The organism is Gillisia mitskevichiae (assembly GCF_003634585.1).
GTDB lineage: Bacteria > Bacteroidota > Bacteroidia > Flavobacteriales > Flavobacteriaceae > Gillisia > Gillisia mitskevichiae.
In genome coordinates this window covers 994562-1018538 of the sequence record NZ_RBLG01000001.1, presented here as the reverse complement: position 1 = coordinate 1018538, position 23977 = coordinate 994562, and the positions used below count along the sequence as shown (strand labels likewise).

Sequence of the window (23977 nt, the reverse complement as noted above, 5' to 3'; positions counted from 1 at the left end):
AAAGTGTTTTAATCCTGTACTTGGAAAACAATTGGTAAAGAGTACATAACCCCAACTGGCTTACCTCTCTGCTTACCTGGTTGCATTTTAGGCAATGCATTAATTACTCTAGCAGCTTCCTGCTCTAATCTTGGGTGTGGTGCACGAGAACGAACATCTGTAATATTACCGTTCTTATCGATCTTAAATTGAACAATAATTCTATTTACTCCACAAAGCCCTAACTGGCTCCCTAGATCTGTATTAAACTTTCGGTTCACAAATTCCTGAACCTTTTCACTCATACATTTCTTTCTTTGGTCGTTATTACTCAAGTTTTCACAACCTGGGAAAATCGGCACATTTTCAATAACAGCAAATGGTACATCTGCAATCACTTCTTCAACTGGTGCTTCAACAACCTCTTTAACCTCAACGATCTCATCTTGATTAGTTTCTGTAGACTCAATTACATCTTCCTCTACTTCTTCTTCATCTTCAACAACCTCAATTATTTCCGGTGCTGGTGGCGGTGGTGGTGGTGGTGGTGGCGTGTTCAGAATTTCCGTGATTGGAATTTCTTCATCATCTAGATCACCTAGGTCTAATTGACCAAGATCTATATTACTTTTATCATAGGTCTTCCATTCTATACCTTGCCAAGCAAGAAATAGGACTAAAATAAGCCCTAACTGAAGAAAGAGAACGCTACGCTTTGTTAAATCGGCTTTCGGATTTTTCTTGGGTTTCATAATTCGATACTAATTAATAAGGGTTGCTAAAGTAAAATATTTTTTCATAAAAATGAATTAATCTTATGTTTTAAGCGTTTAAAGAATTTTAAAAATCCCAGACACATGCCTAACGCCAATAAAACTCCGATACTATTTGCCAGTATATCAGCCCAATCCGGGTCTCGATAATCTGTAAGAGCTCCTTGTAAAACCTCAATTAACATACCAAATAGTATAATTAAAACTGAAATGTTAAAAAAACCCTTAAATCTAATGCTCTTATCCTGATTTTTAAACAAATAGTAAAAAAACCAAACAAAACCCAATACAAAATATGCACCTAAATGCATCATTTTATCTGTAGGATTAAAATCTCCAAGAGAGATCTTTCCTAATTGAATTAAGGACAAATAGCTTATAAAAATGGTATAAAATACCGCAATTATTAAAATTAATCTAGCCGCCAATAAGTTCTTTATATTCTTCCGGACTCATTAAACCTGCGATCTCATCTTCATCAGAAATCTGGATCTTTACCATCCATCCATCCCCATAAGGATCTGTATTCACCTTTTCTGGAGTATCCTCAAGACTTTCATTAAATTCTATGATCTCCCCAGCAAGAGGTAAAAATAGGTCTGAAACAGTTTTTACGGCTTCTACAGTACCAAAAACTTCTTCGCGTTCCATAGTCTCTCCTACAGTCTCCACTTCAACATATACTATATCACCAAGTTCTCCTTGAGCGAAATCTGTAACGCCAATTGTGGCAACATTCCCATCGATTTTCACCCATTCGTGATCTTTGGTGTACTTTAATTCTTGTGGTATATTCATAAATTTATTTTTTTCTAGGTGCACAAAGTTAATTTATTCTTGGGTCTGTTCAAACAGCTATCAATTAATTTCCAAAATTATATCTCAATGTAAATCCAGAACGAATAGTTGTTTGAGGGAAAGCAGTAGAAATAGCATATTCAGAGAACGTGTGATCATAATAAAACAAGGCTGTCAAATTTTTAGAGATTGCATAATCTACTACAAAATTAATTGCCCACAGGTCTTGTCCAGCGATCACTTGGTTATTATCTAGATCTAGATATCTAATGATATTAATATTTTTTCGGTAAGCTACATCAGCTTTAAAGTTAAGATCGCTACTTAGCACCCGTTGTTTCCCTCCAAGATTGGTCGTGATCTTAAAATCTTTTATTCTATATCCCAAACCTAATATATACTCATTCCCTTTTACCTCGGTTAATAGATTATTATCGAAACTTAGAGACATGGTTCTGTCTTTCTTTATTTCAGCCAATATTCTAATAGCTTCTTTAGTCTCCATATCTAATCTTACAAGCGGGCTAAACAGTTCGGTTAGGTTGATATTCGCAAATAATAGTTTGTTCTTAAAGTTATTGGCCTGATTAAATTCATAAGGATTGCTAGAATTATAATCTAAATTAGATTGAAACTGATTGATCGTGTATCCAGCTCTATATCCATGGCTTAAAGAGAATCTTTTAAAATTCTTTTTGAACCAGTCTAATCTCATTAACCCTGTGTATTTAATATCCCAATTAGGAATTGGCACATTTCTAAAAGCTCCCAATTTTACAGAAGATGCACTTTGCCCAGTATAGGCGGCAAGAAATGCTGGTAATAACACAGCCTGATTCGTTTTTCCATAACCAACAGGGAAACCATCTGCGTCTACTTCATTGAGATCCCTTCCATTTTCGGATGCCAATCGTTGCGCAATTTCCAATCTATTATCTCTAAAATCCTGAAAGGTTTCCGAAAATTCCTGATCATTTTGTTGAAAAGCACTCTTAATTAAAACCGTAGAGATATTAAAGTTTCCAAAGCTATAAGGACTCAGGGATTGATATTCTAAACTTGTTGGATTGATTTTATAATTTTCATTATAAGTTTCTGAATATATTCTGCTCGCATTTAAGTCTATAGTAAGATCTGGAATTAAACTCAATGAAGCCTGCATCTCCAATTGCTTATTTTGAACCGAAGTATATTGCTGATTGAATTCCTGATACATGGTTAACCATCCATTTCTAGCAGCAATACCTCTAACATCATTTTGGCTTCCTAAAATAAATCCAGTTGTAGGTCTAAGTGTTCCCAAAAACCCAATACTAGGTGTATATCCAGGCAAAAAGATCCCCTCATTTTCTCGGTAAGTTAATTGCACTCGTTTAATAGCAGTCACTAAACCTAATACAGTGTTATAAGCTTTATCAGATTTTGGAGCTTTTACCTCAGCTTCCGCTTTCTCATTAGGCGATTTTGGCACAGCAGCACTGCGTGCTTTAATTGAGTTTGCAGTAGATTTTTTAGGCACTAGGTTTAAATATTTATACAAACCTTGCATGTCCATATTTGCATTGATCTGATGAATGCTTGAATTTTGCACTGAATTTCCTAGATCTGGAATCCCTTCCAACTGATCGTAGATTTGAGACCCACGCTGCCATTGAAAATCTCCTGTATAGGAATAGGTAGTTTTAATGAATTCTAAAATTGGGATCTTCGCGAAAGGCAGCTCATAATTCACTTGTAAAGATTGAAAATGCTGATTTGGAGTTCCTACTTCAAAAAAGTCGTCCCATATGCCCACGCTATTATCTACAAAATTATCTTCAGTAAAATAATTCCTTACCAATCTATTGTTAGTTGCGCTTAAACTAAACTGAAGGGATTTAGTTAAATTATAATTTATGCGGTATTGCCAGTCGAAAACAAAATTTCGCTGATACAAGGTTGGGATCCCTATATCATTTTCATTTAAAGATAACTCTCTAAATTTTTGCTCATTATATTGTCTAAAAATATTAGATCCAAAAGAAAGATTGGTAGGTAAAAGATTCACATTAAAATCTTTCACTAAAGAATAATAATCACTGCTATCTAAGGCTTTTATATTTTTAAAAGGCTCTAACGTTAATGGCAAAAAGCCATAATCGTAAGTTGCTCCTAACCTTACATTTTGACTAAGTGCATCTTCAATTTCAAAATCACGATGATCTACCTGGTTGTAAGAACTAGAAAATGCAAAGTTCTCTATATCATAAGGCATCGGTTTTTTATCTCCTACTCGGTCCTTTCGTAAACCAATAAGATTTACACTCTGTCTTTTAGTATAAGATTCAGATTGTTCTCTCACAAGATCGCGCTCATCTGCATCTGTAATATCATCTAATCTAGTTTGAAGTTCTAGATCCAAAAATTCTTGGTCGTATTTAGGTGTGATCAACTCCTCGCCACGGCTATAGTTAAATGGAATTTGAACTCCCCATTTTTTTGGTAATAATTGCCCTGCGTTTATATTGGTAACTACATCATATTGCTGAAGATCTTCTCTACTTCTTTGATTAGGACCTTCTTCCAAAGCTCCAAAACCAATCGTGCTTTTTCTTCCTGTTGCAGAAACTGTAGCAAAATCGGCTATATTAGTATCCATATTTACAATTGCTGCCCAACCTCCTTGATTATCTAGATCCGACAATCTCAATTCGTTGAACCACACTTCCCCGCATATATCAGACGCGGTATTCTCTGGACTTCCATTCTTTACCCCAAGCATCATTAATCTCACATTTCCAAAACTCGGATTTCCTTTGATCCCAATTCTAAGTTGTCCAACTTCATATGGATCATTAGAATTAGCGATACTTAAGTCTTCATTAAAATAATTCAACTCAGTAGGAACCAGTGAAGGCTCACCCAAAACTTTAGTTTTCACTTGTTGCAACAGGTCTAATTCTAATAAAAGCCTGTTAGCTTCTGGCCAAATCTCATCTGCAGAAGTTGCACCAGGCAAGGTTGCCGTTAGAGGTATTTCAATTTGATAATAATTATCTGTAAAATCGGTTCCTATTCTTACAAAAGCAATTAATTGCCCATCTTTTAAAGCGATCTCATTCACAAAAGATTCGGCATGAAGGAACATTTCCAAATTCTTATATTGGCGCATATCCACTTGGAAATTCTTATAAACCGCCCTAGCATCTTGTGGTTCTAGATCGCAAGTTCTAATAGAAAGCGATTGTTCATTCTGGCGGATATTAGAATTATTACTGAATAACTCTTCTCTGTTCACCCCAGGAGGCAATACATAAGGAATTGGCTCCCTATTTTCGTTCTCCTCTATATTTACGGCAGAAACCTCAAACAAAGTTCCTTCTTCTACTGGCTGATTTAGATTATCCGGATCTAAACTTTGATTGTATCTTCTATAATCTCCACGTACCAGATCCATAGTTCCAAATCTCAACACAGTTTCTTGCTGAAAGTCTGTTAAGAAAAGTCGCATAAATCGGATAGATCTAAAATCGGCAATTCCACCTTTGGTTTCTGTTGGCTCAAAAATTGGCACTTTAAATTGGATCCATCTAACGGGAAGATCTTGTCCATTAGGCAACGGAGCTTCCACCTCCCTAACATCTGTAATATAAGGGCTATTAGAAGCATTCATTCCTGGAAAGATCTTTACGTCATACTGAAAATAACTATTAATAGTATTCATAGTATTATCTCTGTTGAGATCCTCGGTAGTTGGTAAAGTTGTATTTCCCCTGTTGGTATCTGTTAGTTCTGTTGGAGAATTCCCTTCGGTTCCATTATAATTTCTATAACGATCTAGGATACTCCCATCTCTATTTAAAAAATATTCGTAATTATCTGCAGAAGGATCTGGTAGATTACTAAATGCTGAAAATTTCAAGGCTTCTTCCGCATCTCCTAAACCATCAAAACCTGCATCTTGATTAACCCGTTCCTGCCCTTGAGTATCAAATGCATATATTAAGGATTGATCTGCCGGTACTTTTCCGAATGTAGTACTTACCGTATTTTGAGCTCCCCCATCTTGTGGAAGTCCATTTTCATATTGTTTTCTACCATCCTTAAGTACGTCTTCAGATATATTACCTAAGTTAAAACTGATCGTTCCACCAGTATTCCCAGCATTTTCAGAATAAATAAAAGGATCCATCATCCAAAATTCAATAAATTCTACGTTGGTCTGTTCAAAATTGGTAGAAGTGATCGCTCTAGAAATACCTGCAAAATTTTCTTTAGGATTGTTTAAAGTATTTCCACCTGCAGCAGCTGGATTATAGTTATATGGTCCACGCATACTTGGTGAAAATGCAAGATCCATTGTGTAAATAACCTGTGGCTGTCCTTGGATCACATCTGTATTAGGAAATATTTCGTTTAGAAAAACCCTTCTTGTAGCAAAATTAGAAAGGTCTGCATCTGTAATTCCACTTGGTCTTCTACTGCTATAAAAAATTGGATCTATAGTATACCAAGATAAATTTGCTCTTTTATATCCTGCGGCCAGATCTCCGTTACTTAGCTCTCCTCCAAAATCTAAAGGCACACTAGAAAGCTCCCAACTTAAAGGATTGTTTATGGATATAGAAGTTTGTGATGCTTCAAAATCATCTATATAGGTAGTTGCCTTTTGGTCAAAATCATTTACCTGTGGTGCTCCCGGCTGCAAATAGGCAAATTCTCCACGAATAGAAAAATTAGAAGGAACATCGGTATCAATATTTGGTAGCTTATTCACCAATCTGGTTAAAAACGGCACTTCTGTACTATAGGCAGCATTTAATCCGTAGATAGTATTATTAACAGGCTCGTAACTATAATTGGCTTTTTGAGTTAGTGGACGTTCTTTTAAATTCAAAAATGTACCCCCAACTAATAATTTGTCATTGAATTGGTGCTCTATATTAATCCCCGTAAATCTTTTAGACTGCTGTCCAAAAAGAGCATTATTTTCTGTAGATACTTGTATAGGAATATCTGAAGCTAATAAAGCGTCATCTATAATTTGCACTCTTCCTAATTGATAATTCACTACATAATCTACTCCTTCTTGAAGCACTCGCCCTCCGGCAGTTACAGTTACAGAACCTTGCGGCAGGTTAAATCCAACAGGGATCCCATCTACTTGAGAAGATTTGTATCTTCCTTTTAACTGAAATTTATTCTTATCGGCATCTTCTTGCTCTGCCTGAATTTTGGTAGTTCGATATAAAGACCTAAAAACATATTCTCGCTGATTATCATTATAAGATTCCGGTATGTCGTAATCTTCCCCTCCACCATTAGGAGTATTATCCAATTTATCGAATAAATACTCTCCAAAGGGTTCTACTGTAGTAAAAATAACCAAGCCGTTTTGTGGGTTGATCGTAATACCTGGGACATAATCAAAAAAGCCATCACCCCCATTCACAGGGTCGTTGTTGGTATTTAATTTATCTAGATTAAATACACGTAGCAAGGTAGTTTCAGCAACATCTTCTGGTAACGGATTTCCAGATCCAGGAGCTGGAGATAAATAGTTTTGCGGTTGCGGATCTGTATATAAAATATTTAATCTGAAATCATCCCGTTCTAATTGAAAAGCACCTAAAGCATAGATGTTTTTCATCATAAGGTCCCAAACCGGCTCACTCACATTGGTTACTGTGCTCTTTAGCATCTTTACCACCAAGTTCTGATTGATCCTAGCGCCATCAACTTCTGCCTGAGTATTAGCATCTACACCATCATTTGCGAATTCTCCAACCTGATATACTTGCCCATTGACCGTATATTGAAAAGCAACCCCTAAAACTTCATCATTACTTAATCGTTGGTTAAGACTTATATAACCAAGTCGCTGATCAAAAGTGAACTCATTGGGTTTTAATTGTCTGGCATTTTCAAGCTTTGCATAATCCTGTCCTTCAGAAACCACTACTCCCCCGAAACCACTTTGAACAGTAGATATATCCCGAATTGCAGGAGTTAAAATAGATTCTCCGGGACCGGTTATTCCAAAAGGGTTAAAATCGTTGTTTGGGTTATTGGGAAAAGCTCCTTGTGCGGTATTAAAAAAGCCAGCAGGAGGATTATTTAAACCTATATTACCAGGAATATTAGTCTCCCCAAGATCTTGAATAGCAACAATATTTCGGGTATCGTTTAAATTCTGAATATTATTTGTGCGATTAGTAACCCAAACCTGAATTCGTTGAATTTGAATATTGCTATTAATAAAGGGATAATTCTGAAGTGCTTGATTATAATTATCTCTAAAGTAATGTGATAAGAAAAAGTGCCTGTCCTGATCGTAATCTATAGCGAATTTCTCGAATTCTTCTACTGTAGCTCCGCCCTCCACGTTTACAGTTCTTCGTTCTGATTTTTGTTCAGAAAAAACTCCTGTAACTCTGGTTTTACCAAACTGCAGTTCCGTTTTAAAACCAAACAAGCTTTGTGCACCCTGGATAAGCGCGCTATTAAGTGGCATATTCACATTACCAACTTCAATTTTTTGTACGATATCATCTTCATTAGGAGTATACTCCAATTTCAACTGGTTCTGAAAGTCGAAAGTAGACTCTGTATCGTAATTTGCGAGTACCTTTAATTTTGTACCTACATTCCCCAGTAGACTAAGCTGGATCCTTTGATCAAAATCAAATGTGAGATTACTTCTATTTCTTGGGGAAAAAGAAGGATTATCCTGTTTTGTAAATAGCAGTCCAAGATCCATAGCAACACTACCTTGAGGCACTACTTCTATTTCTTTTCCTCCAAAAATGCTCTCAAAAAAACCTGAATTCACATAATAACTTGGCAAAAGATCCTGTTGAGCTTCTGGATCTCCTTCTCTATTTTCTGAGATGGCATTGCTCTTTTCCTTAAAATAATTTCGGATCTCCTCCTGTATCACCAACTCTTGATATTCCTCTGTCGTTAAAATTAGAGGAATGGACAGATTATAAGCTCCTAATTTTTCAGTATAAATGTATCTATTAAGAATTGGATCGTACTCGTATCCTGCAACAATACTTGCAGGGTTTGGCAAAGACAAAGTACCGGTAGCATAACCTGTGCGGATGGAATCTTGAGCTGCAAGTGTATCTTGAGCATGTAAACTAGGAGAAGAGACAAATAACCAAAAAATCCCAAACAGAGATGTTAATTGTAGTTTCAAGTAATTATTCCTCAAGATTTGTTAGTATGAATTTATAAATTCTTTAATGCTAATTTTATTATAGTTTCTACGGTAGGGTCTTCTGTAGCCTCTTTCATAATACGGTCTACCACCTTTTCGGCAGATTTTCTCGCAAAACCCAGAGTCTCTAAGGCAGATAACGCTTCTTCTTTATTTGTATTGCTCTGAGACACGAAAATCTCCCCTTCTCCAAAGACCTTTAAAACCTTGTCTTTAAGATCCAAAATCACTCGTTGAGCTGTTTTTGCTCCAATACCCTTAATGCTTTGGATCGTTGAAACATCCCCAGAAGCAATAGCATCCATAATTTGTTTGGGATCTAAAGAAGATAACATGGTACGTGCAATGCTAGCACCAATACCAGAAACAGAGATAAGCAACCTAAACAATTCTCGTTCAGATTTCTCCATAAATCCAAATAGAGTTTGGGAATCTTCTTTTACTTGTAAGTGTGTGAAAATGCTAATGGCTTCAGAAGCATTTCTCAATAATGCAAAGGTATGTAGAGAGATATGTAAAAAATAACCTACGCCATTGCATTCAACTACAACGTGCGTAGGATTTTTTTCTATTAATTGCCCTCGAAGGTGATGAATCATGAATTGTAAAAATATTAGTATTCAAATGTACTAAAATATTACAGAGCTCCAAGTCTTTAAAACACCCGAAAACAGCGCTATTTTGAAGATTTTTCCTTTCTTTCCTTTTCCTGAGCATCAACTACGGCCACGGCAGCCATATTTACTATTTCTTCTACGCTTGCTCCTAACTGTAAAATATGAACAGGCTTTCTCATTCCCATCATAATTGGTCCAATTGAGTCGGCATTATTCATTTCTTTCAATAATTTGTAAGTGCCATTTGCCGATTCTAAATTAGGATAAATCAAGGTATTTACTTTCTTACCTACTAATTTGGAAAAAGGGAATTTACTTTGAAGCATCTCTTTGTTCAAAGCAAAATCTGTCTGGATCTCACCATCTACTATCAGTTCTGGATTTGATCTATGTAAAATGGCAACTGCCTCTTTCACTTTTCTAGCGCGTTCATTTTTAGAGGATCCAAAATTGGCATAAGAGATCATCGCCACTACTGGCTCCATTCCAAATAATTTCACCGTTTTAGCAGTCATCATTGCTATTTTAGCCAAATCTTTTGCAGATGGATCTATATTGATTGAGGTATCGCTAATAAAAAGCGGTCCTCTAGAGGTATTCATTAGGTTAGTAGCTGCAATTCTATCTACTCCTTTTGCCATTCCAATTAACTCCAACATTGGTTTTACCACCGTAGGATAAGCTCTAGAATAACCAGATAAAAGAGCATCTGCATCCCCTACGTTCACCATCATTGCAGCAAAATAATTTCGCTCTCGTAGTAGATTTTGCGCATCGTATTTCGTTACTCCATTTCTATATCGCGATTTCCAGTAGACATCTGCATAAGCTTCTCTACGAACTTTCTCATCGTCAGATTTTGGATCGATGATCGTAACAAGATCTTCATCAAAATCTATTTCATTCATCAATTCAATAATCACATCTTTTCTGCCTAAAAGAATTGGAATAGCAATTCCTTCTTCTTGAGTGATCTGTGCTGCTTTTAGAACATCCAACTGATCTGCTTCAGCAAAAACCACCCTTTTAGGGTTCATTTTTGCTCGATTCATTAATAAACGGGAGATCTTGTTATCGTTCCCCATTCTATTCAGCAATTCTTCTTCGTAGCGTTCCCAGTCGAGGATAGGGCTTTTGGCTACACCACTTTCCATCGCCGCTTTTGCAACCGCCGGTGGAACTTTCGATATTAATCTTGGATCAAAAGGTTTTGGAATTATATATTCTGGACCAAAATTTAATTTAGTTTCTCCATATGCAATATTTACCTGTTCTGGTACTGGTTCTTTAGCCATCTCAGCCAGGGCTTTTACGGCAGCCATTTTCATAGCTTCATTAATTTTAGTAGCTCGAACATCTAAAGCCCCTCTAAAAATATAAGGGAATCCGAGTACATTATTAACCTGATTAGGATGATCACTTCTTCCAGTTGCCATAATGATATCCTTACGTGCGGAAACGGCAAGATTATATTCAATTTCCGGATCGGGGTTAGCCATTGCGAAGACGATTGGCCTTTTTGCCATACTCTTCAGCATTGGCACATCTACAATATTTGCGATTGAAAGACCTAGAAAAACATCGGCATCTTTCATCGCTTCTTTCAGCGTGTCTATTTTTCTTTTGGTTGCAAATTCAAGTTTCTCTAGAGACAGGTTAGGTCTATCTGCACGAATAACTCCTTTGCTATCCAACATTACAATATTCTCTGCTTTTGCTCCAAAAGCCTTATAAAGTTTAGTACATGAAACTGCAGCAGCTCCTGCTCCACTTATCACTATTTTAACCTTTTCTATTTTCTTTTTAGAAATCTCTAAAGCATTAAGTAAGGCAGCAGCAGAGATAATTGCCGTTCCATGCTGATCGTCATGCATTACTGGAATATCAAGCTCTTCTTTTAATCTACGCTCGATTTCAAAAGCTTCAGGAGCTTTAATATCTTCTAAATTGATTCCTCCAAAGGTGGGAGCAATATTTTTCACCGTCTGAATAAAGGATTCAATATCTTTGGTATCTACCTCTATATCAAACACATCTATATCTGCAAAGATCTTAAAAAGCAAACCTTTACCTTCCATAACAGGTTTTGACGCTAAAGCCCCTATATCTCCTAAACCAAGAACTGCGGTACCATTTGTAATTACGGCAACTAAGTTCCCTTTAGCAGTATATTTATAAGCGTTTTCTTTATCTTTTTCTATTTCTAAACAAGGAATGGCCACTCCTGGGGAATATGCTAAGGAAAGATCCCTTTGTGTTGAATATTTCTTAGTTGGCACAACTTCAATTTTCCCTGGTTTTGGTTTAGCATGATAAACTAAAGCCTCTCTCCTTTTACTATCCTTACTCATAATCTTATTTTTTTGGGCGGAAGCACAAATGTAACAAGCTAATCTTGCTTCAGGAAAATTATTTTAATTAATAAAAAACTTATCTAAGTTCACAAGAATTAATCTTTAGCTTATATATTGCCATTTAAAGCATCAATTATGAAAGCCTTTACATTTTCTTTTATGTTCGTACTCATAGCAAATCTAGCTCTTAATGCTCAGACTAAGGTATATAACTCTCAAGATGTAGACAGCTTACCAATTATAGAAGATTGTGAAGAACCAAGCATAGACTGCTTTCAGGAAGACTTAAAAAATTATATCGAGCAAAATATTGATATTGTAAACCTTGTAAAACACACTTCTGCTAAGGCATATGCACAATTTGTAATCTCGGCTTCTGGGGAGATCAAGGATATTAAGATTAGAACAACAAATAAAACCTTAGAAAAAGAGTCTTATAAATTATTAAGAAAATTAAAAATCCAATCACCAGCTACTCTTAAAGGATTAGCAGTGGATATGCGTTACGTGACTCCAATTAGTTTTAAAAGAACTATGATAAACGAAACTGAGGGATTCTCAGAATATTCAGGGCGCCCAACGGAAACCGAAGGTCCAAATATTGCTTTTAGAGATGCCGCCACTCCTCCTTCTTTTAAAGAATGTAATTCCAGTGGAAATGAATCATGTTTTGAAGATCTTGTAATTAGACGTATTCTTAATTTTTTAGAAACTTCTAAATCATTATCAAGAGAACGAAAAGATGAAATGAAAATTAAAATCTATTTTCAAATAGAACCAAATGGAAAGGTTTCCAATTCCTTGGTGGTTTGCAAGAGTGAAAAAATCATCAAAAAACTTTCAACATTTTTAAATACCATGAAAGTTTCGGAGGCTGCTAAAAATCAAAACGGTGAATCTATCTCCACTTATTTCCTGAAAACCGTAATTTTATAATCACTTTAAAAAATCTATATTTCGTTTTAAACCTTCAAATTTGGTTCGTTTAACAGCCGATTTCTTGAAAATTTCATTGAAAGTCTCTTTGGTAAGCTCTTCCCAATCTTTTCTATCATTAGTCAAAACTTGTGGATTTGGATCGAATAAGGGTTCGTTATGGGATTTTGAGAACTTATTCCAGGGACATACATCTTGGCAAATATCACAACCAAACATCCAATCATCGAACTGATCTTTATAAGAGTTTGGTAACTCATTCTTCAATTCTATGGTGAAGTAGGAAATGCATTTGCTGCCATCTACTTTATAAGGCTCTACGATTGCCTGGGTTGGGCAAGCATCTATGCAGGCAGTACAACTTCCGCAATGATCTGTAACCGGCAGATCATATTCCAATTCCAGATCTACAATAAGCTCTGCTATAAAATAGAAAGAGCCAACCTGTTTGGTAAGTAGATTGGAATTTTTACCTATCCAGCCTAATCCACTTTTCGCAGCCCAAGCTTTATCTAAAACCGGAGCCGAATCTACAAATGCACGCCCATCTACTTCTCCTATTTCTTGCTGAATAAATTGAAGAAGCTGTTTGAGCTTATCCTTGATCACAAAATGATAATCTGTGCCATAAGCATATTTGCTTATTTTAAAAGTATCTTCTCTTTGAAACTCTGAGGGATAATAATTTAGCAGTAAAGAGATCACGCTTTTAGATCCAGACACTAATTTGGTAGGATCCAAACGTTTATCGAAATGATTCTCCATATAGCTCATTTCTCCATGCATATTCAGTTTCAACCATTTTTCTAAACGCGGGGCTTCCTCCTCCAAAAATTCAGCTTTGGAAATGCCACAAGACATAAATCCGAGGCGTTTAGCTTCAGATTTTATCAATTCAGAATATTTAGCTTTCTGCAACATTATTACTATCTCTTTTGAAACCTTAAAATTGCGTTTTTAGGCTTCAAGGTGATCAACGGGAGAATTTCTATTGGAGTTGTTTTTGGAGCGATCTTATATTTCTCGATTAATTCCGCAACCGCCAATATCATTTCGAACATCGCAAAATTATTCCCAATGCATTTTCTTGGCCCTGCTCCAAAAGGGGCATAAAATGGCGTGTGTAAATAAGGGTCTGAATTTGAAAATCTTTCGGGATCAAATTTTTCTGGATCTTTCCAATGTGCTTTATGTTTATGGATCTCATAAAATGAAAACAATAGATTAGAACCTTTCGGGATCTCCATACCTTCAAAAGAATCGGCTTCAAGATTAACTCGGTCTATAAAATAAGCAGGCGGATACAACCTCATAGTTTCTTCTATCACCTTTTTTGTATAACTACAAGCTTGAATAAATGCCATTAAGGAATCTGTTTCCTGTTTTGCTTTTACAACTTCCGCAAAGATCTTTTGTTGAGACTCTGGATCTCTTGCAAGTAGTTCGGCTGCAAAAGTGAGAGCATTAGAAGTTGTTTCATGACCAGCGGTGAAAAGGATCAAGATCTCATCTATTAGTTGTTCTTCGTCCATTTCGTTTCCATCTTCATACCTAGCATCAAGTAGCATATCTAAAAGGTCATTTTCTCGAATACCACTTTCTTTTCTTTGATCTACCAGTTTCTTAAGAATTACGCGGGCTTCATCCGTTAGATCGGTATGCTTTTTAATTTCTCCTCCATATTTAAACCACAGACTTAAAAACGGCTGACGAAGTTCTTTCACCAGCATTTTTTGAGCAGCTTCCGTAATATATTGCAATCGGGCAATATCTTTATCTCCCACAGCACTGCTGAATAAAGACTTCACTACCGTTTGGAAAGCTAGATCATTAAATACCGGAAAAATATCTATTTCGGTATCGGTTTCAATTTTATTTAGTTCGGTAATGATTGCTTTATGAATACTATCTAGCAACAAAGTGAGTTGCTTTTTATGGAATGCAGGCTGAATTAACTTTCGTTGCTTTTTCCAATGTTCCCCTTCGGATGTTAATAAGCCTCGACCTACATATTTTACAAGATCTTTGGTCTGGATAGGGGATTTTGTATAATTCTTCTGATTTTTTTGAAGTACATATTCAGCTAAATAAGCATCTCTTGAAAAGACCACAGATTTCCCTGGACCAATAATTAATCTGAAGGTATCTCCATGCTCTTCAAAATTATTATGATGAAAGGGTAGCGGGTTTTTTAAGATATTTGAGGCATGCTTTAAAAATTTTAGAAATGAAACTTGGGGTATTTTAGACTTCATTATTTGAAAATTATTTATTAATGTCACACTGAGCGCAGTCGAAGTGTCTTCATTAAGATGAATTAAATTAATCTGGCTTAAACTTGAAATGTGTAGCGTTCCTACACTCGGAAAGAACTTGCAATCTTTCGAATTCATTTTTAATTAAAGCATCCTTTTTCGCCTTAGACCAACCTTTTAATCTCTTTTCAAAACTAATTGCTTGTAAAACATTTCCAAACTCTTTTTCAAAAACTAATTTTAATGGCCGTCGTTTGAATGTATAACATTTAGAATTCAATCCATCATCATGCTCAGATAGTCTTCTCTCCATGTTATTAGTTATTCCAGTATAGTAAGAATTATCGTTGCATCTTAAAATATATACTGAATAGCAATACATAACACCTATTAAGTTAAGAACAAATTTATAATAGGCTTCGACTGCGCTCAGCCTGACATCGAAAATTCAATTCTAAAAAAGTCCGCCTTGAGTAGAACCTTTAATTCTTCCTAAGTGTTTGTAAGCTGCTTCGGTTACTTCGCGACCTCTTGGAGTTCTAAAAATAAATCCTTGTTGGATTAAAAATGGCTCATATACTTCTTCAATAGTTTCTGCATTTTCACTTACTGCAGTGGCTAATGTAGAAATACCTACTGGCCCGCCTTTGAACTTGTCTATGATGGTGGTTAATATCTTATTATCCATTTCATCTAAGCCATGAGCATCTACGTTTAAAGCCTTAAGACTATATTTTGCGATCTCCATGTCTATCTTACCATTTCCTTTTATCTGTGCAAAATCCCGAACTCTGCGCAATAAAGCATTTGCAATACGAGGTGTCCCTCTACTACGTCCAGCAATCTCAATAGCTGCGTCCAAGGACAAAGGCACATTTAGAATATCTGCACTACGCTGAAGAATGGTTGAAAGTAATTCTGTAGTATAATATTGTAGTCGGCTAGAGATTCCAAACCTTGCTCTCATTGGGGAAGTAAGCAGTCCAGAACGAGTAGTAGCACCAATAAGTGTAAATGGATTTAAGTTGATCTGCACAGTACGGGCATTTGGCCCGGTCTCGATCATGATATCTATCTTGTAATCTTCCATTGCAGAATAAAGATATTCTTCAACAATCGGACTTAATCTATGGATCTCATCTATAAAAAGCACATCTCGCTCTTCAAGATTGGTAAGCAATCCTGCAAGATCTCCTGGTTTGTCTATAACAGGACCCGAGGTCACTTTTATACCAACTTGCAGCTCATTGGCAAGAATATGCGCTAAAGTGGTCTTACCAAGTCCCGGAGGACCGTGGAATAAGGTGTGATCTAAAGCTTCCCCACGTTGATTGGCTGCTTCAACAAAGATCTTAAGGTTCTCCAGTACTTGATCCTGCCCGGCAAAATCGTCGAAACTGAGAGGACGTAATGCTCTGTCTATATCTAATTCTTCTGAAGAAAAATTCTCACCGGTTGGGTCTAGATGCTCGTTCATGAGATAAATGAAATTCTATTGTTGATAGTTTCAGCAAAGCTGATGCAAACAAAGATAAAAGAAAAAAGCCTCTTCAAATGAAAAGGCTTTTAGTTTATATTTTATTGAATCTTTAATGATTCATTTCCTCTTCACCTTCCTGAAGTGGAATGTTTTGTGGAACAAAATCTTGTCCTGGAATTGGATATTCTCCATCTTCATTTGTCTTACTATAATCGTAAGGCCATCTGTATACTGATGGAATTTCTCCGTACCAGTTTCCGTGGATATGCTCTACTGGAGCAGTCCATTCTAAAGTAGTTGCATTCCAAGGATTCATTGTAGCTTTCTTTCCGAAGAAAATAGAGCTAAAGAAGTTCCATAAGAATACTATTTGTACTGCTGCAGTAATAATTGCAAATACAGTAATAACCACATTTACATCTGCAAGATCATCGAAATACGGGAACGCTGTGTTCGTGTAGTATCTTCTTGGTAATCCAGCCATTCCAATAAAGTGCATTGGAAAGAAAACTCCGTATGCTCCAATTGCCGTTACCCAGAAGTGAACAAAACCAAGGTTCTTATTCATCATTCTTCCAAACATCTTAGGGAACCAGTGGTAAACCCCAGCTAACAATCCATAAAGTGCAGAGATACCCATTACCAAGTGGAAGTGAGCAATTACAAAATACGTATCGTGAACGTTAATATCTAGCGTACTATCTCCTAATATGATTCCAGTTAAACCACCAGTGATAAAGGTAGAAACGAAACCAATAGAAAATAACATGGCTGGATTCATTTGTAGATTCCCTTTCCAAAGAGTCGTAATCCAGTTAAATGCTTTTACTGCAGATGGAATTGCAATTAACAATGTTGTAAAGGTAAACACAGATCCTAAGAATGGATTCATCCCTGAGATAAACATGTGGTGACCCCAAACAATTGTAGATAAAAATGCAATTGCCAAGATAGAAGCAATCATCGCTCTGTATCCAAAAATTGGTTTACGAGAGTTGGTTGCCATAATTTCTGAAACCAGACCCATTGCAGGTAAGATTACAATATATACTTCCGGGTGTCCTAAGAACCAGAATAAGTGTTCGAATAATACAGGAGAACCACCTTGATGACTTAAAACTTCTCCTTGAATAAAGATATCACTTAAGAAGAAGGAAGTTCCAAAACTTCTATCCATGATAAGCAATAATGCTGCTGAAAGTAAAACTGGGAAAGAAACCACACCAATAATAGCAGTTACAAAGAACGCCCATATTGTAAGAGGTAATCTAGTCATAGACATACCAACAGTTCTAAGGTTTATCACAGTTACTATGTAATTCAAAGATCCCATTAAAGAAGACGCAATGAAAATAGCCATAGAAGACAACCAAAGTGTCATCCCCATACCAGATCCACCAATTGCTTGAGGTAAGGCACTTAGAGGAGGATAAATTGTCCATCCTGCAGATGCTGGTCCAGCCTCAACAAATAAAGAACTTAACATCACTACACTAGATAAAAAGAATAACCAGTAAGAGACCATGTTCAAAAAACCAGATGCCATATCTCTTGCACCAATTTGCAATGGAATTAAGAGGTTACTAAATGTACCACTTAAACCTGCTGTAAGTACAAAGAATACCATAATGGTACCGTGAATAGTAACTAAAGCTAAATAAATTTCAGGTGTCATAACTCCTCCTGGAGCCCATTTACCTAATAATGCTTCGAAGATCCAGAAAGATTGTTCTGGCCATGCTAACTGCATTCTAAATAGAACCGACATTGCGATCCCAATGATACCCATTAACAGTCCAGTAATAAGATATTGCTTAGCAATCATCTTATGATCTGTACTAAAAATATATTTTGTTATAAAGGTTTGCTTATGATGATGGTCATGACCATGGTCATCATGTGCGTGAGCTACCGTTGCGTGTCCTACTGCTGACATATCTCTTAATCTTTACTTTTAATTGTTCTTTTTTTCAACTACTGCTACCTCTTCTGTTTCCATAGGAGCTTCTTCCAACTCTACAGGAACATCTTCCTTCGTTTCTTTTTGTGCCGCCATGGTTTCACCAAAGGTTTGTTGTTCTTTCATCCAAGCATTATAATCCTCTTCGCTTTCAACAACTATCTTCATTTGCATATTATAGTGACCTTGACCACAAATCTTGTTACATAGCAAGTAATAATCAAATTCATAAGAATCTAAAGGCACTTCTCCAGCTGCCATTAATTCTTTAGACTTCTCTTTTCTGATCTCATTAATTCTTGCAACTTTTTCTACCATGTATTCACTTGCTCTAATGTCTTCAGAAGTGATCGTTGGAGTAAAACCGAACTGAGTGATCATACCTGGAACCACATTCATTTGCGCTCTAAAGTGAGGGAAAAATGCAGAGTGTAAAACATCTTGAGATCTAAACTTGAATAATACAGGTCTTCCAACAGGTAAATGCAATTCATTTATAATTACATCGTCATTCCCGTAAGAATCACTTTCGTCTACCCCAAGTTGATTCACCCCTTGAATAAAACGAACGTTCGCTTTTCCAAGAGTATTATCTTCTCCAGAATATCTCGCTCTCCAGTCAAACTGATAAGCATAAATTTCTATTACTAAAGGATCATCCTCTTCGTTGATATTCATAATATCAGACCAAGTGAATAAACCATAGATAATTAAACCAGCTAAAACAATAACAGGAATAATAGTCCAGATAAATTCTAGTTTATCATTATCTGCAAAAAACAAAGCTTTTTTACCTTTTTCACCACGATACTTATAAGCGAACCAGTGAAGTAATCCTTGAGTAAGCACTTGCACGAACATAATAAGTGCAATAGAGATAAACATTAAGTTATCTACTTCACTACCGTGTTCAGATGAAGCTTCTGGCAAATAGAATTTACTGTAATGCCAGAAACAGTAAATAGAAATAACATATAGAAAGACCACGAACATGAGCATTAGATACCCATTTACTTTATTGTCTTTTTCATTTGCAATTTGTGAAGAATCTGTATGAGTAGTGTCTCGAGATAGATCAAATATCTTGGACATTTGCCATACAGTTACGGCAAAAAGTGCTATTACAATGATTATTAAAAATACAGTCATTTTTTTATTTCTTCTTTAAACAATCTTTTATTAATAATGAAAATGTTTACTCTCCTTAATAAACGGATTGCGTTTCGGTAATAACGGAGCTTTTGTAAGTCCACTAAATACAATAAACACAAACAATCCTGCAAACATCAATAAAGCACTAATCTCAGGGATTCCTATAAACCATGACTCTCCAACTGTAGAAGGCATGATCATTACATAAATATCCATATAATGGCCACAAAGAATGATAATTCCAGCCATAATTACAAACAAATTAATTCGTTTATAATCACTATTCATAAGTAACAATACAGGGAACACGAAGTTCATTACAACCATTCCAAAGAACGGTAAAGTATAGTCATCTATTCTTGTTATAAAATACGTTACTTCTTCTGGGATATTCGAATACCAGATCAACATAAATTGTGAGAACCAAAGATACGTCCAGAAAATACTGAATCCAAACATGAATTTTGCTAAATCATGGATATGAGAATCATTTACATATTCTAAAAATCCTCTAGATTTAAGGTAAATAGTAACCAATGCGATCATTGTAACCGCAGATACTATCATACTTGCAAATACATACCATCCAAATAAAGTACTAAACCAGTGCGGATCTACACTCATGATCCAATCCCAAGACATCATAGATTCTGAAACTAAAAAGAATACCAAGAATCCAGCTGCAAGTTTAAAGTTTGTTTTATGTAATCTATCATCTGTAGCTTCATCTAATCTTAAAGAATTTCTTCTCATTAAATATCTAAAGATGTTCCATCCTGCAATATAGATAGCTGCTCTTATCAATAAAAATGGCACATTTAAATATGCTGTTTTATTCTGAATAAGTTCATCGTGAGCTACAACCTCCGGATCCATCCAAATAAATAAATGATTGAAATGGAATCCTGATAACGCAAGAAGTACGAACATAATGATACTTCCTGGTAATAAATAAGCCGTAATTCCTTCCATTACTCTAAACAAGACAGGAGACCATCCCGCTTGCGCTGCTTGTTGAATTGCATAAAATGCCATTGTACCAAGAGCGATCATAAAAAAGAAAAATGCAGCAATATATACAGCAGCCCAAGGCTTATTCTGCAATTGGTGCAATATGTGTTCATAATGCTCGTCCCCATGACTAGCTTCCTCGCCGTGAGCTTCTTGTCCTTCATGCCCTTCAGCAGTAACATGCGATTCTTCAGCATGCTCAGGGTTTTCAAGATGAGTATCGTTTTCTACAACTGCAACCTCTTCGGAACCATGGTGTGCATCTGCAGCCATCATTTCCTTTACATCTTCTATAGTATCTGGGGCAGCAATAAAGCCATAAACAAGGCCAATAGCTCCAACGATCATAAAAATGATCGCGGTTAATTTTAATCTACTTGATAGCGTGTACATATTAATATATCTAAGTGCAGTTATTTTTAGTTTGTACTTTCTTCGTCTTGTCCGGCATTAGCCTTAGCACCTAAAGCGGTAGCATCAGCATTAATAGCAGGAACTAGATTCTTTTTAACAGAAGCCGTATCACTCTGAAATTCTCTTTCCGGCTTCCCTTCTAGGGTTCCTTTCAATTTCATTACATAGTGATCTATTTGCCAACGTTCTTCTATAGTTGTTTGAGATGCGTAAGATCCCATAGAGTTTAAACCGTAATACATTACATGATATGTACTACCTTCAGTAATTGCTCTTCCCGCATCATCATAACTCGGTACTCCTAATATTTTTTCGCGTTCTACTAAGATCCCTTTTCCATTCCCTTGATCTCCATGACATACTGCACAGTAAATAGTGTACAACTGTTGTCCTGCAGCAATATTTTTTTCAGAATAAGGAAGCGGATTTTTTAATTGCGCTTTAGCCTGCTCGTATCCTTCATTAGTGTTTTCATAAGCGTATGGAGACCATCCACGAGGAATAGTACCTTCTACTGGTAATTTAGCTTCCTGCCCATTGGCGAAAACGTCGTACTCCCCGTAAGCTTCATAAGAAACCGGCGCATACATATCTGGAAAATATTGATAGTTTGGCTTATCCTTATTAAAACAAGAGGTAGCTGTGACTACAACTAAGAATAAAACTATTGATTTATGAAATAAACTTTTCATTCTTCTAATTAATTTTCAATTAATTTAATTTCAAGAGCTCCAGTATTGTATAAAAACTTAGAAAGTTCTTCTACACTATGGTTCGATGCATCAATTTCCATTAAGAAATGATCGTCTGTAGTTCTTACATCTGGATTTTCAGCAGCTTTAAAAGGCCATAATTTACTTCTCATATAAAAAGTAATTACCATTAAGTGAGCCGCAAAAAACACTGTTAATTCAAATATAATAGGCACAAAGGCAGGTAAGTTTTGTAAAAAGCTAAAACTTGGTTTCCCACCAATATCTTGAGGCCAGTCTGAGATCATTATAAAATTCATCATTAGGATCGCTACAGACATTCCTATTAATCCATAAATAAAAGAAGCTATTGCCAAACGAGTTGGTTCTAGTCCCATTGCTTTATCTAGACCATGAACAGGAAATGGTGTATAAATCTCTGCGATGTGGTAACGGGCGTCACGAACTTGCTTTACTGCTTGTAGCAATAAATCATCATCGGTATAAATAGCGTGTATTACTTTTGATGCCATCCTAATTAGTTATTATTAAGTTTAATTGCCTGAGCAATCCAATCTTCTCTCATAGTTTCCGAAGGGAAATTCTCGATAAGCTCATTCAATAATTCAAAATCTATAGATTCTAATCTACTTACTTGAGCAAAAGTGTAAATTCCTACCTGGTGCAAACGTTGCTGTAACATTGGTCCAGTAGCTTTTAATTTAGTAAGATCGTTTGCAGTTTGAGTTGCAGGATCGTATACTCCAATTCTTGAAAGCATTTGATCTAATTGATCTTTTTGAAATTCTGAAGTTGTTAGTCCATCTGCATTAACAGTTTCTTCATGCATATCATTATCTAAATCGTCATTCACTTTATTGTGCAAACCAGTAGCTTCATTTGCTGCTGGCTCTGCCATAAATGCAACATTTCGATGATCTGCATGATCTCCATGCTCTGCACGCAATTTCTTATACATAGCTCCAGAAGACTTCAAGATCGTTTTTACTTCTGCTTGTGCGATCACTGGGAAAGAACGAGCATATAATAAGAATAATACAAAGAAGAATCCTATGGTTCCAATAAAGATACCGATATCTACAAAAGTAGGAGAGAACATTGTCCAAGAAGATGGTAAGTAATCACGGTGCAATGAAGTCACAATAATTACAAAACGCTCAAACCACATCCCGATGTTTACTATAATAGAAATAAAGAAAGAGAACATGATACTTCTTCTTAATTTAGGGAACCACATGAATTGTGGAGAGAAAACGTTACACGTCATCATCGCCCAATAAGCCCACCAATAAGGTCCTGTAGCTCTGTTAAGGAAAGCATATTGTTCGTATTCTACACCAGAATACCAAGCAACAAACAGCTCTGTAATATAGGCACATCCAACGATAGAACCTGTAATCATAATTACAATGTTCATTAATTCAATATGTTGTATTGTGATATAGTCTTCAAGATTAGACACTTTTCTCATAATGATTAAAAGTGTGTTCACCATTGCAAATCCAGAGAATACCGCCCCAGCAACAAAATATGGTGGGAAGATAGTTGTGTGCCATCCCGGAATTACCGAAGTAGCAAAATCAAAGGATACAATAGTGTGTACCGAAAGCACTAAAGGAGTTGCCAAACCTGCAAGTACTAAGGAAACTTCCTCAAAACGTTGCCAGTCTTTTGCTCGTCCGCTCCATCCAAAAGATAGAATTCCGTAGATGCGTTTATTAAATGGAGTAATAGCTCTATCTCTAATCATTGCAAAATCTGGAAGCAAACCTGTCCACCAGAATACAAGGGAAACAGATAGGTACGTAGATATTGCAAATACATCCCAAAGTAAAGGAGAGTTAAAGTTCACCCATAACGAACCAAATTGGTTTGGTATTGGTAATACCCAATATGCTAACCATGGACGCCCCATGTGTATAATTGGGAATAATCCCGCCTGCATAACAGAGAAAATGGTCATAGCTTCCGCAGAACGGTTAATTGCCATCCTCCATTTTTGACGGAACAGTAATAATACTGCAGAAATAAGTGTTCCTGCGTGACCAATTCCTACCCACCAAACAAAGTTGGTAATATCCCAAGCCCAACCAACGGTCTTGTTTAATCCCCAAGTTCCAATTCCAGTAGAAACGGTATAAATTATACAACCTACTCCCCAAAGAAAAGCGATAAGTGAGATAGAAAAAACTATCCACCAGTGTTTATTCGCCCGACCTTCAACCGGTGCAGCCACATCTATGGTTACATCGTGATAGGTCTTATCCCCGGTAACTAAAGGCTTTCTAATAGGTGCTTCGTAATGAGACATATCCTTTTATAATTGATTCT

At 36.1% G+C, this 23977-nt stretch carries 17 protein-coding genes; 1 reads left to right on the top strand and 16 read right to left on the bottom strand.

Annotated features, from left to right (window positions below):
• Nucleotides 1-8 precede the first annotated feature (8 nt).
• The 6 genes from BC962_RS04550 to BC962_RS04525 form a co-directional block, all read right to left on the bottom strand.
• Nucleotides 9-731 (bottom strand): energy transducer TonB, encoded by a 723-nt coding sequence (locus BC962_RS04550; RefSeq protein ID WP_121344692.1) that lies wholly within the window; start codon nucleotides 729-731, stop codon nucleotides 9-11.
• Between the two features lie 44 nt (nucleotides 732-775).
• Entirely contained in the window at nucleotides 776-1180 is a 405-nt protein-coding gene (locus BC962_RS04545; RefSeq protein WP_245984022.1) for a VanZ family protein, read from the bottom strand.
• Nucleotides 1170-1550 carry a glycine cleavage system protein GcvH gene (gene gcvH, locus BC962_RS04540; protein ID WP_121344691.1) on the bottom strand — a complete coding sequence of 127 codons (381 nt, stop codon included), beginning with the start codon at nucleotides 1548-1550 and terminating at the stop codon, nucleotides 1170-1172. The genes BC962_RS04545 and gcvH overlap by 11 nt, the downstream gene beginning before the upstream one ends.
• A gap of 64 nt (nucleotides 1551-1614) precedes the next feature.
• Nucleotides 1615-8733 (bottom strand): T9SS outer membrane translocon Sov/SprA, encoded by a 7119-nt coding sequence (gene sov, locus BC962_RS04535; protein WP_121344949.1) that lies wholly within the window; start codon nucleotides 8731-8733, stop codon nucleotides 1615-1617.
• 32 nt (nucleotides 8734-8765) lie between these two features.
• Nucleotides 8766-9353 carry a Holliday junction branch migration protein RuvA gene (gene ruvA / locus BC962_RS04530; protein WP_121344690.1) on the bottom strand — a complete coding sequence of 196 codons (588 nt, stop codon included), beginning with the start codon at nucleotides 9351-9353 and terminating at the stop codon, nucleotides 8766-8768.
• A gap of 77 nt (nucleotides 9354-9430) precedes the next feature.
• Nucleotides 9431-11722, bottom strand: a complete 2292-nt coding sequence (locus BC962_RS04525) for an NADP-dependent malic enzyme (protein ID WP_121344689.1) — start codon at nucleotides 11720-11722, stop codon at nucleotides 9431-9433.
• A gap of 138 nt (nucleotides 11723-11860) precedes the next feature.
• On the opposite strand from BC962_RS04525, the gene BC962_RS04520 reads away from it, so the two are divergent.
• Nucleotides 11861-12661: an energy transducer TonB gene (locus tag BC962_RS04520; protein WP_121344688.1), complete on the top strand. Its 801-nt coding sequence runs from the start codon at nucleotides 11861-11863 to the stop codon at nucleotides 12659-12661.
• Here the strand turns inward: BC962_RS04520 and queG are convergent, their stop codons facing one another.
• From queG to nrfD, 10 genes are all read right to left on the bottom strand, one after another.
• Nucleotides 12662-13582, bottom strand: coding sequence for a tRNA epoxyqueuosine(34) reductase QueG (gene queG, locus BC962_RS04515; protein WP_121344687.1), 921 nt, complete (start codon nucleotides 13580-13582; stop codon nucleotides 12662-12664). It abuts the gene before it with no gap.
• 5 nt (nucleotides 13583-13587) lie between these two features.
• A complete protein-coding gene (locus BC962_RS04510; RefSeq protein ID WP_121344686.1) occupies nucleotides 13588-14916 on the bottom strand; it encodes a cytochrome P450 in 1329 nt (442 codons plus the stop codon).
• A gap of 67 nt (nucleotides 14917-14983) precedes the next feature.
• On the bottom strand, nucleotides 14984-15298 hold the full coding sequence (locus BC962_RS04505) for a GIY-YIG nuclease family protein (protein WP_121344685.1): 315 nt from the start codon (nucleotides 15296-15298) through the stop codon (nucleotides 14984-14986).
• Between the two features lie 72 nt (nucleotides 15299-15370).
• Nucleotides 15371-16393 carry a Holliday junction branch migration DNA helicase RuvB gene (gene ruvB, locus BC962_RS04500; RefSeq protein WP_121344684.1) on the bottom strand — a complete coding sequence of 341 codons (1023 nt, stop codon included), beginning with the start codon at nucleotides 16391-16393 and terminating at the stop codon, nucleotides 15371-15373.
• A 112-nt stretch (nucleotides 16394-16505) separates the two neighbouring features.
• Entirely contained in the window at nucleotides 16506-18332 is a 1827-nt protein-coding gene (locus tag BC962_RS04495) for a cytochrome c oxidase subunit I (protein ID WP_121344683.1), read from the bottom strand.
• Nucleotides 18333-18350: 18 nt separating this feature from the next.
• Nucleotides 18351-19505 (bottom strand): cytochrome c oxidase subunit II, encoded by a 1155-nt coding sequence (locus tag BC962_RS04490; RefSeq protein ID WP_121344682.1) that lies wholly within the window; start codon nucleotides 19503-19505, stop codon nucleotides 18351-18353.
• 30 nt (nucleotides 19506-19535) lie between these two features.
• Nucleotides 19536-20912, bottom strand: a complete 1377-nt coding sequence (locus BC962_RS04485) for a quinol:cytochrome C oxidoreductase (RefSeq protein ID WP_121344681.1) — start codon at nucleotides 20910-20912, stop codon at nucleotides 19536-19538.
• A gap of 26 nt (nucleotides 20913-20938) precedes the next feature.
• Nucleotides 20939-21625: a c-type cytochrome gene (locus BC962_RS04480; protein ID WP_121344680.1), complete on the bottom strand. Its 687-nt coding sequence runs from the start codon at nucleotides 21623-21625 to the stop codon at nucleotides 20939-20941.
• Between the two features lie 8 nt (nucleotides 21626-21633).
• Nucleotides 21634-22158: a DUF3341 domain-containing protein gene (locus BC962_RS04475; RefSeq protein WP_121344679.1), complete on the bottom strand. Its 525-nt coding sequence runs from the start codon at nucleotides 22156-22158 to the stop codon at nucleotides 21634-21636.
• Nucleotides 22159-22163: 5 nt separating this feature from the next.
• Nucleotides 22164-23957, bottom strand: coding sequence for an NrfD/PsrC family molybdoenzyme membrane anchor subunit (gene nrfD / locus BC962_RS04470; protein WP_121344678.1), 1794 nt, complete (start codon nucleotides 23955-23957; stop codon nucleotides 22164-22166).
• Nucleotides 23958-23977 lie beyond the last annotated feature (20 nt).

Bases quoted from the DNA above. Each gene is read 5' to 3' on its own strand.
- BC962_RS04550 (WP_121344692.1), bottom strand. From the start codon at position 731: ATGAAACCCAAGAAAAATCCGAAAGCCGATTTAACAAAGCGTAGCGTT.
- gcvH (WP_121344691.1), bottom strand. From the start codon at position 1,550: ATGAATATACCACAAGAATTAAAGTACACCAAAGATCACGAATGGGTG.
- ruvA (WP_121344690.1), bottom strand. From the start codon at position 9,353: ATGATTCATCACCTTCGAGGGCAATTAATAGAAAAAAATCCTACGCAC.
- BC962_RS04525 (WP_121344689.1), bottom strand. From the start codon at position 11,722: ATGAGTAAGGATAGTAAAAGGAGAGAGGCTTTAGTTTATCATGCTAAA.
- BC962_RS04520 (WP_121344688.1), top strand. From the start codon at position 11,861: ATGAAAGCCTTTACATTTTCTTTTATGTTCGTACTCATAGCAAATCTA.
- queG (WP_121344687.1), bottom strand. From the start codon at position 13,582: ATGTTGCAGAAAGCTAAATATTCTGAATTGATAAAATCTGAAGCTAAA.
- BC962_RS04510 (WP_121344686.1), bottom strand. From the start codon at position 14,916: ATGAAGTCTAAAATACCCCAAGTTTCATTTCTAAAATTTTTAAAGCAT.
- BC962_RS04505 (WP_121344685.1), bottom strand. From the start codon at position 15,298: ATGTATTGCTATTCAGTATATATTTTAAGATGCAACGATAATTCTTAC.
- ruvB (WP_121344684.1), bottom strand. From the start codon at position 16,393: ATGAACGAGCATCTAGACCCAACCGGTGAGAATTTTTCTTCAGAAGAA.
- BC962_RS04495 (WP_121344683.1), bottom strand. From the start codon at position 18,332: ATGTCAGCAGTAGGACACGCAACGGTAGCTCACGCACATGATGACCAT.
- BC962_RS04490 (WP_121344682.1), bottom strand. From the start codon at position 19,505: ATGACTGTATTTTTAATAATCATTGTAATAGCACTTTTTGCCGTAACT.
- BC962_RS04485 (WP_121344681.1), bottom strand. From the start codon at position 20,912: ATGTACACGCTATCAAGTAGATTAAAATTAACCGCGATCATTTTTATG.
- BC962_RS04480 (WP_121344680.1), bottom strand. From the start codon at position 21,625: ATGAAAAGTTTATTTCATAAATCAATAGTTTTATTCTTAGTTGTAGTC.
- BC962_RS04475 (WP_121344679.1), bottom strand. From the start codon at position 22,158: ATGGCATCAAAAGTAATACACGCTATTTATACCGATGATGATTTATTG.
- nrfD (WP_121344678.1), bottom strand. From the start codon at position 23,957: ATGTCTCATTACGAAGCACCTATTAGAAAGCCTTTAGTTACCGGGGAT.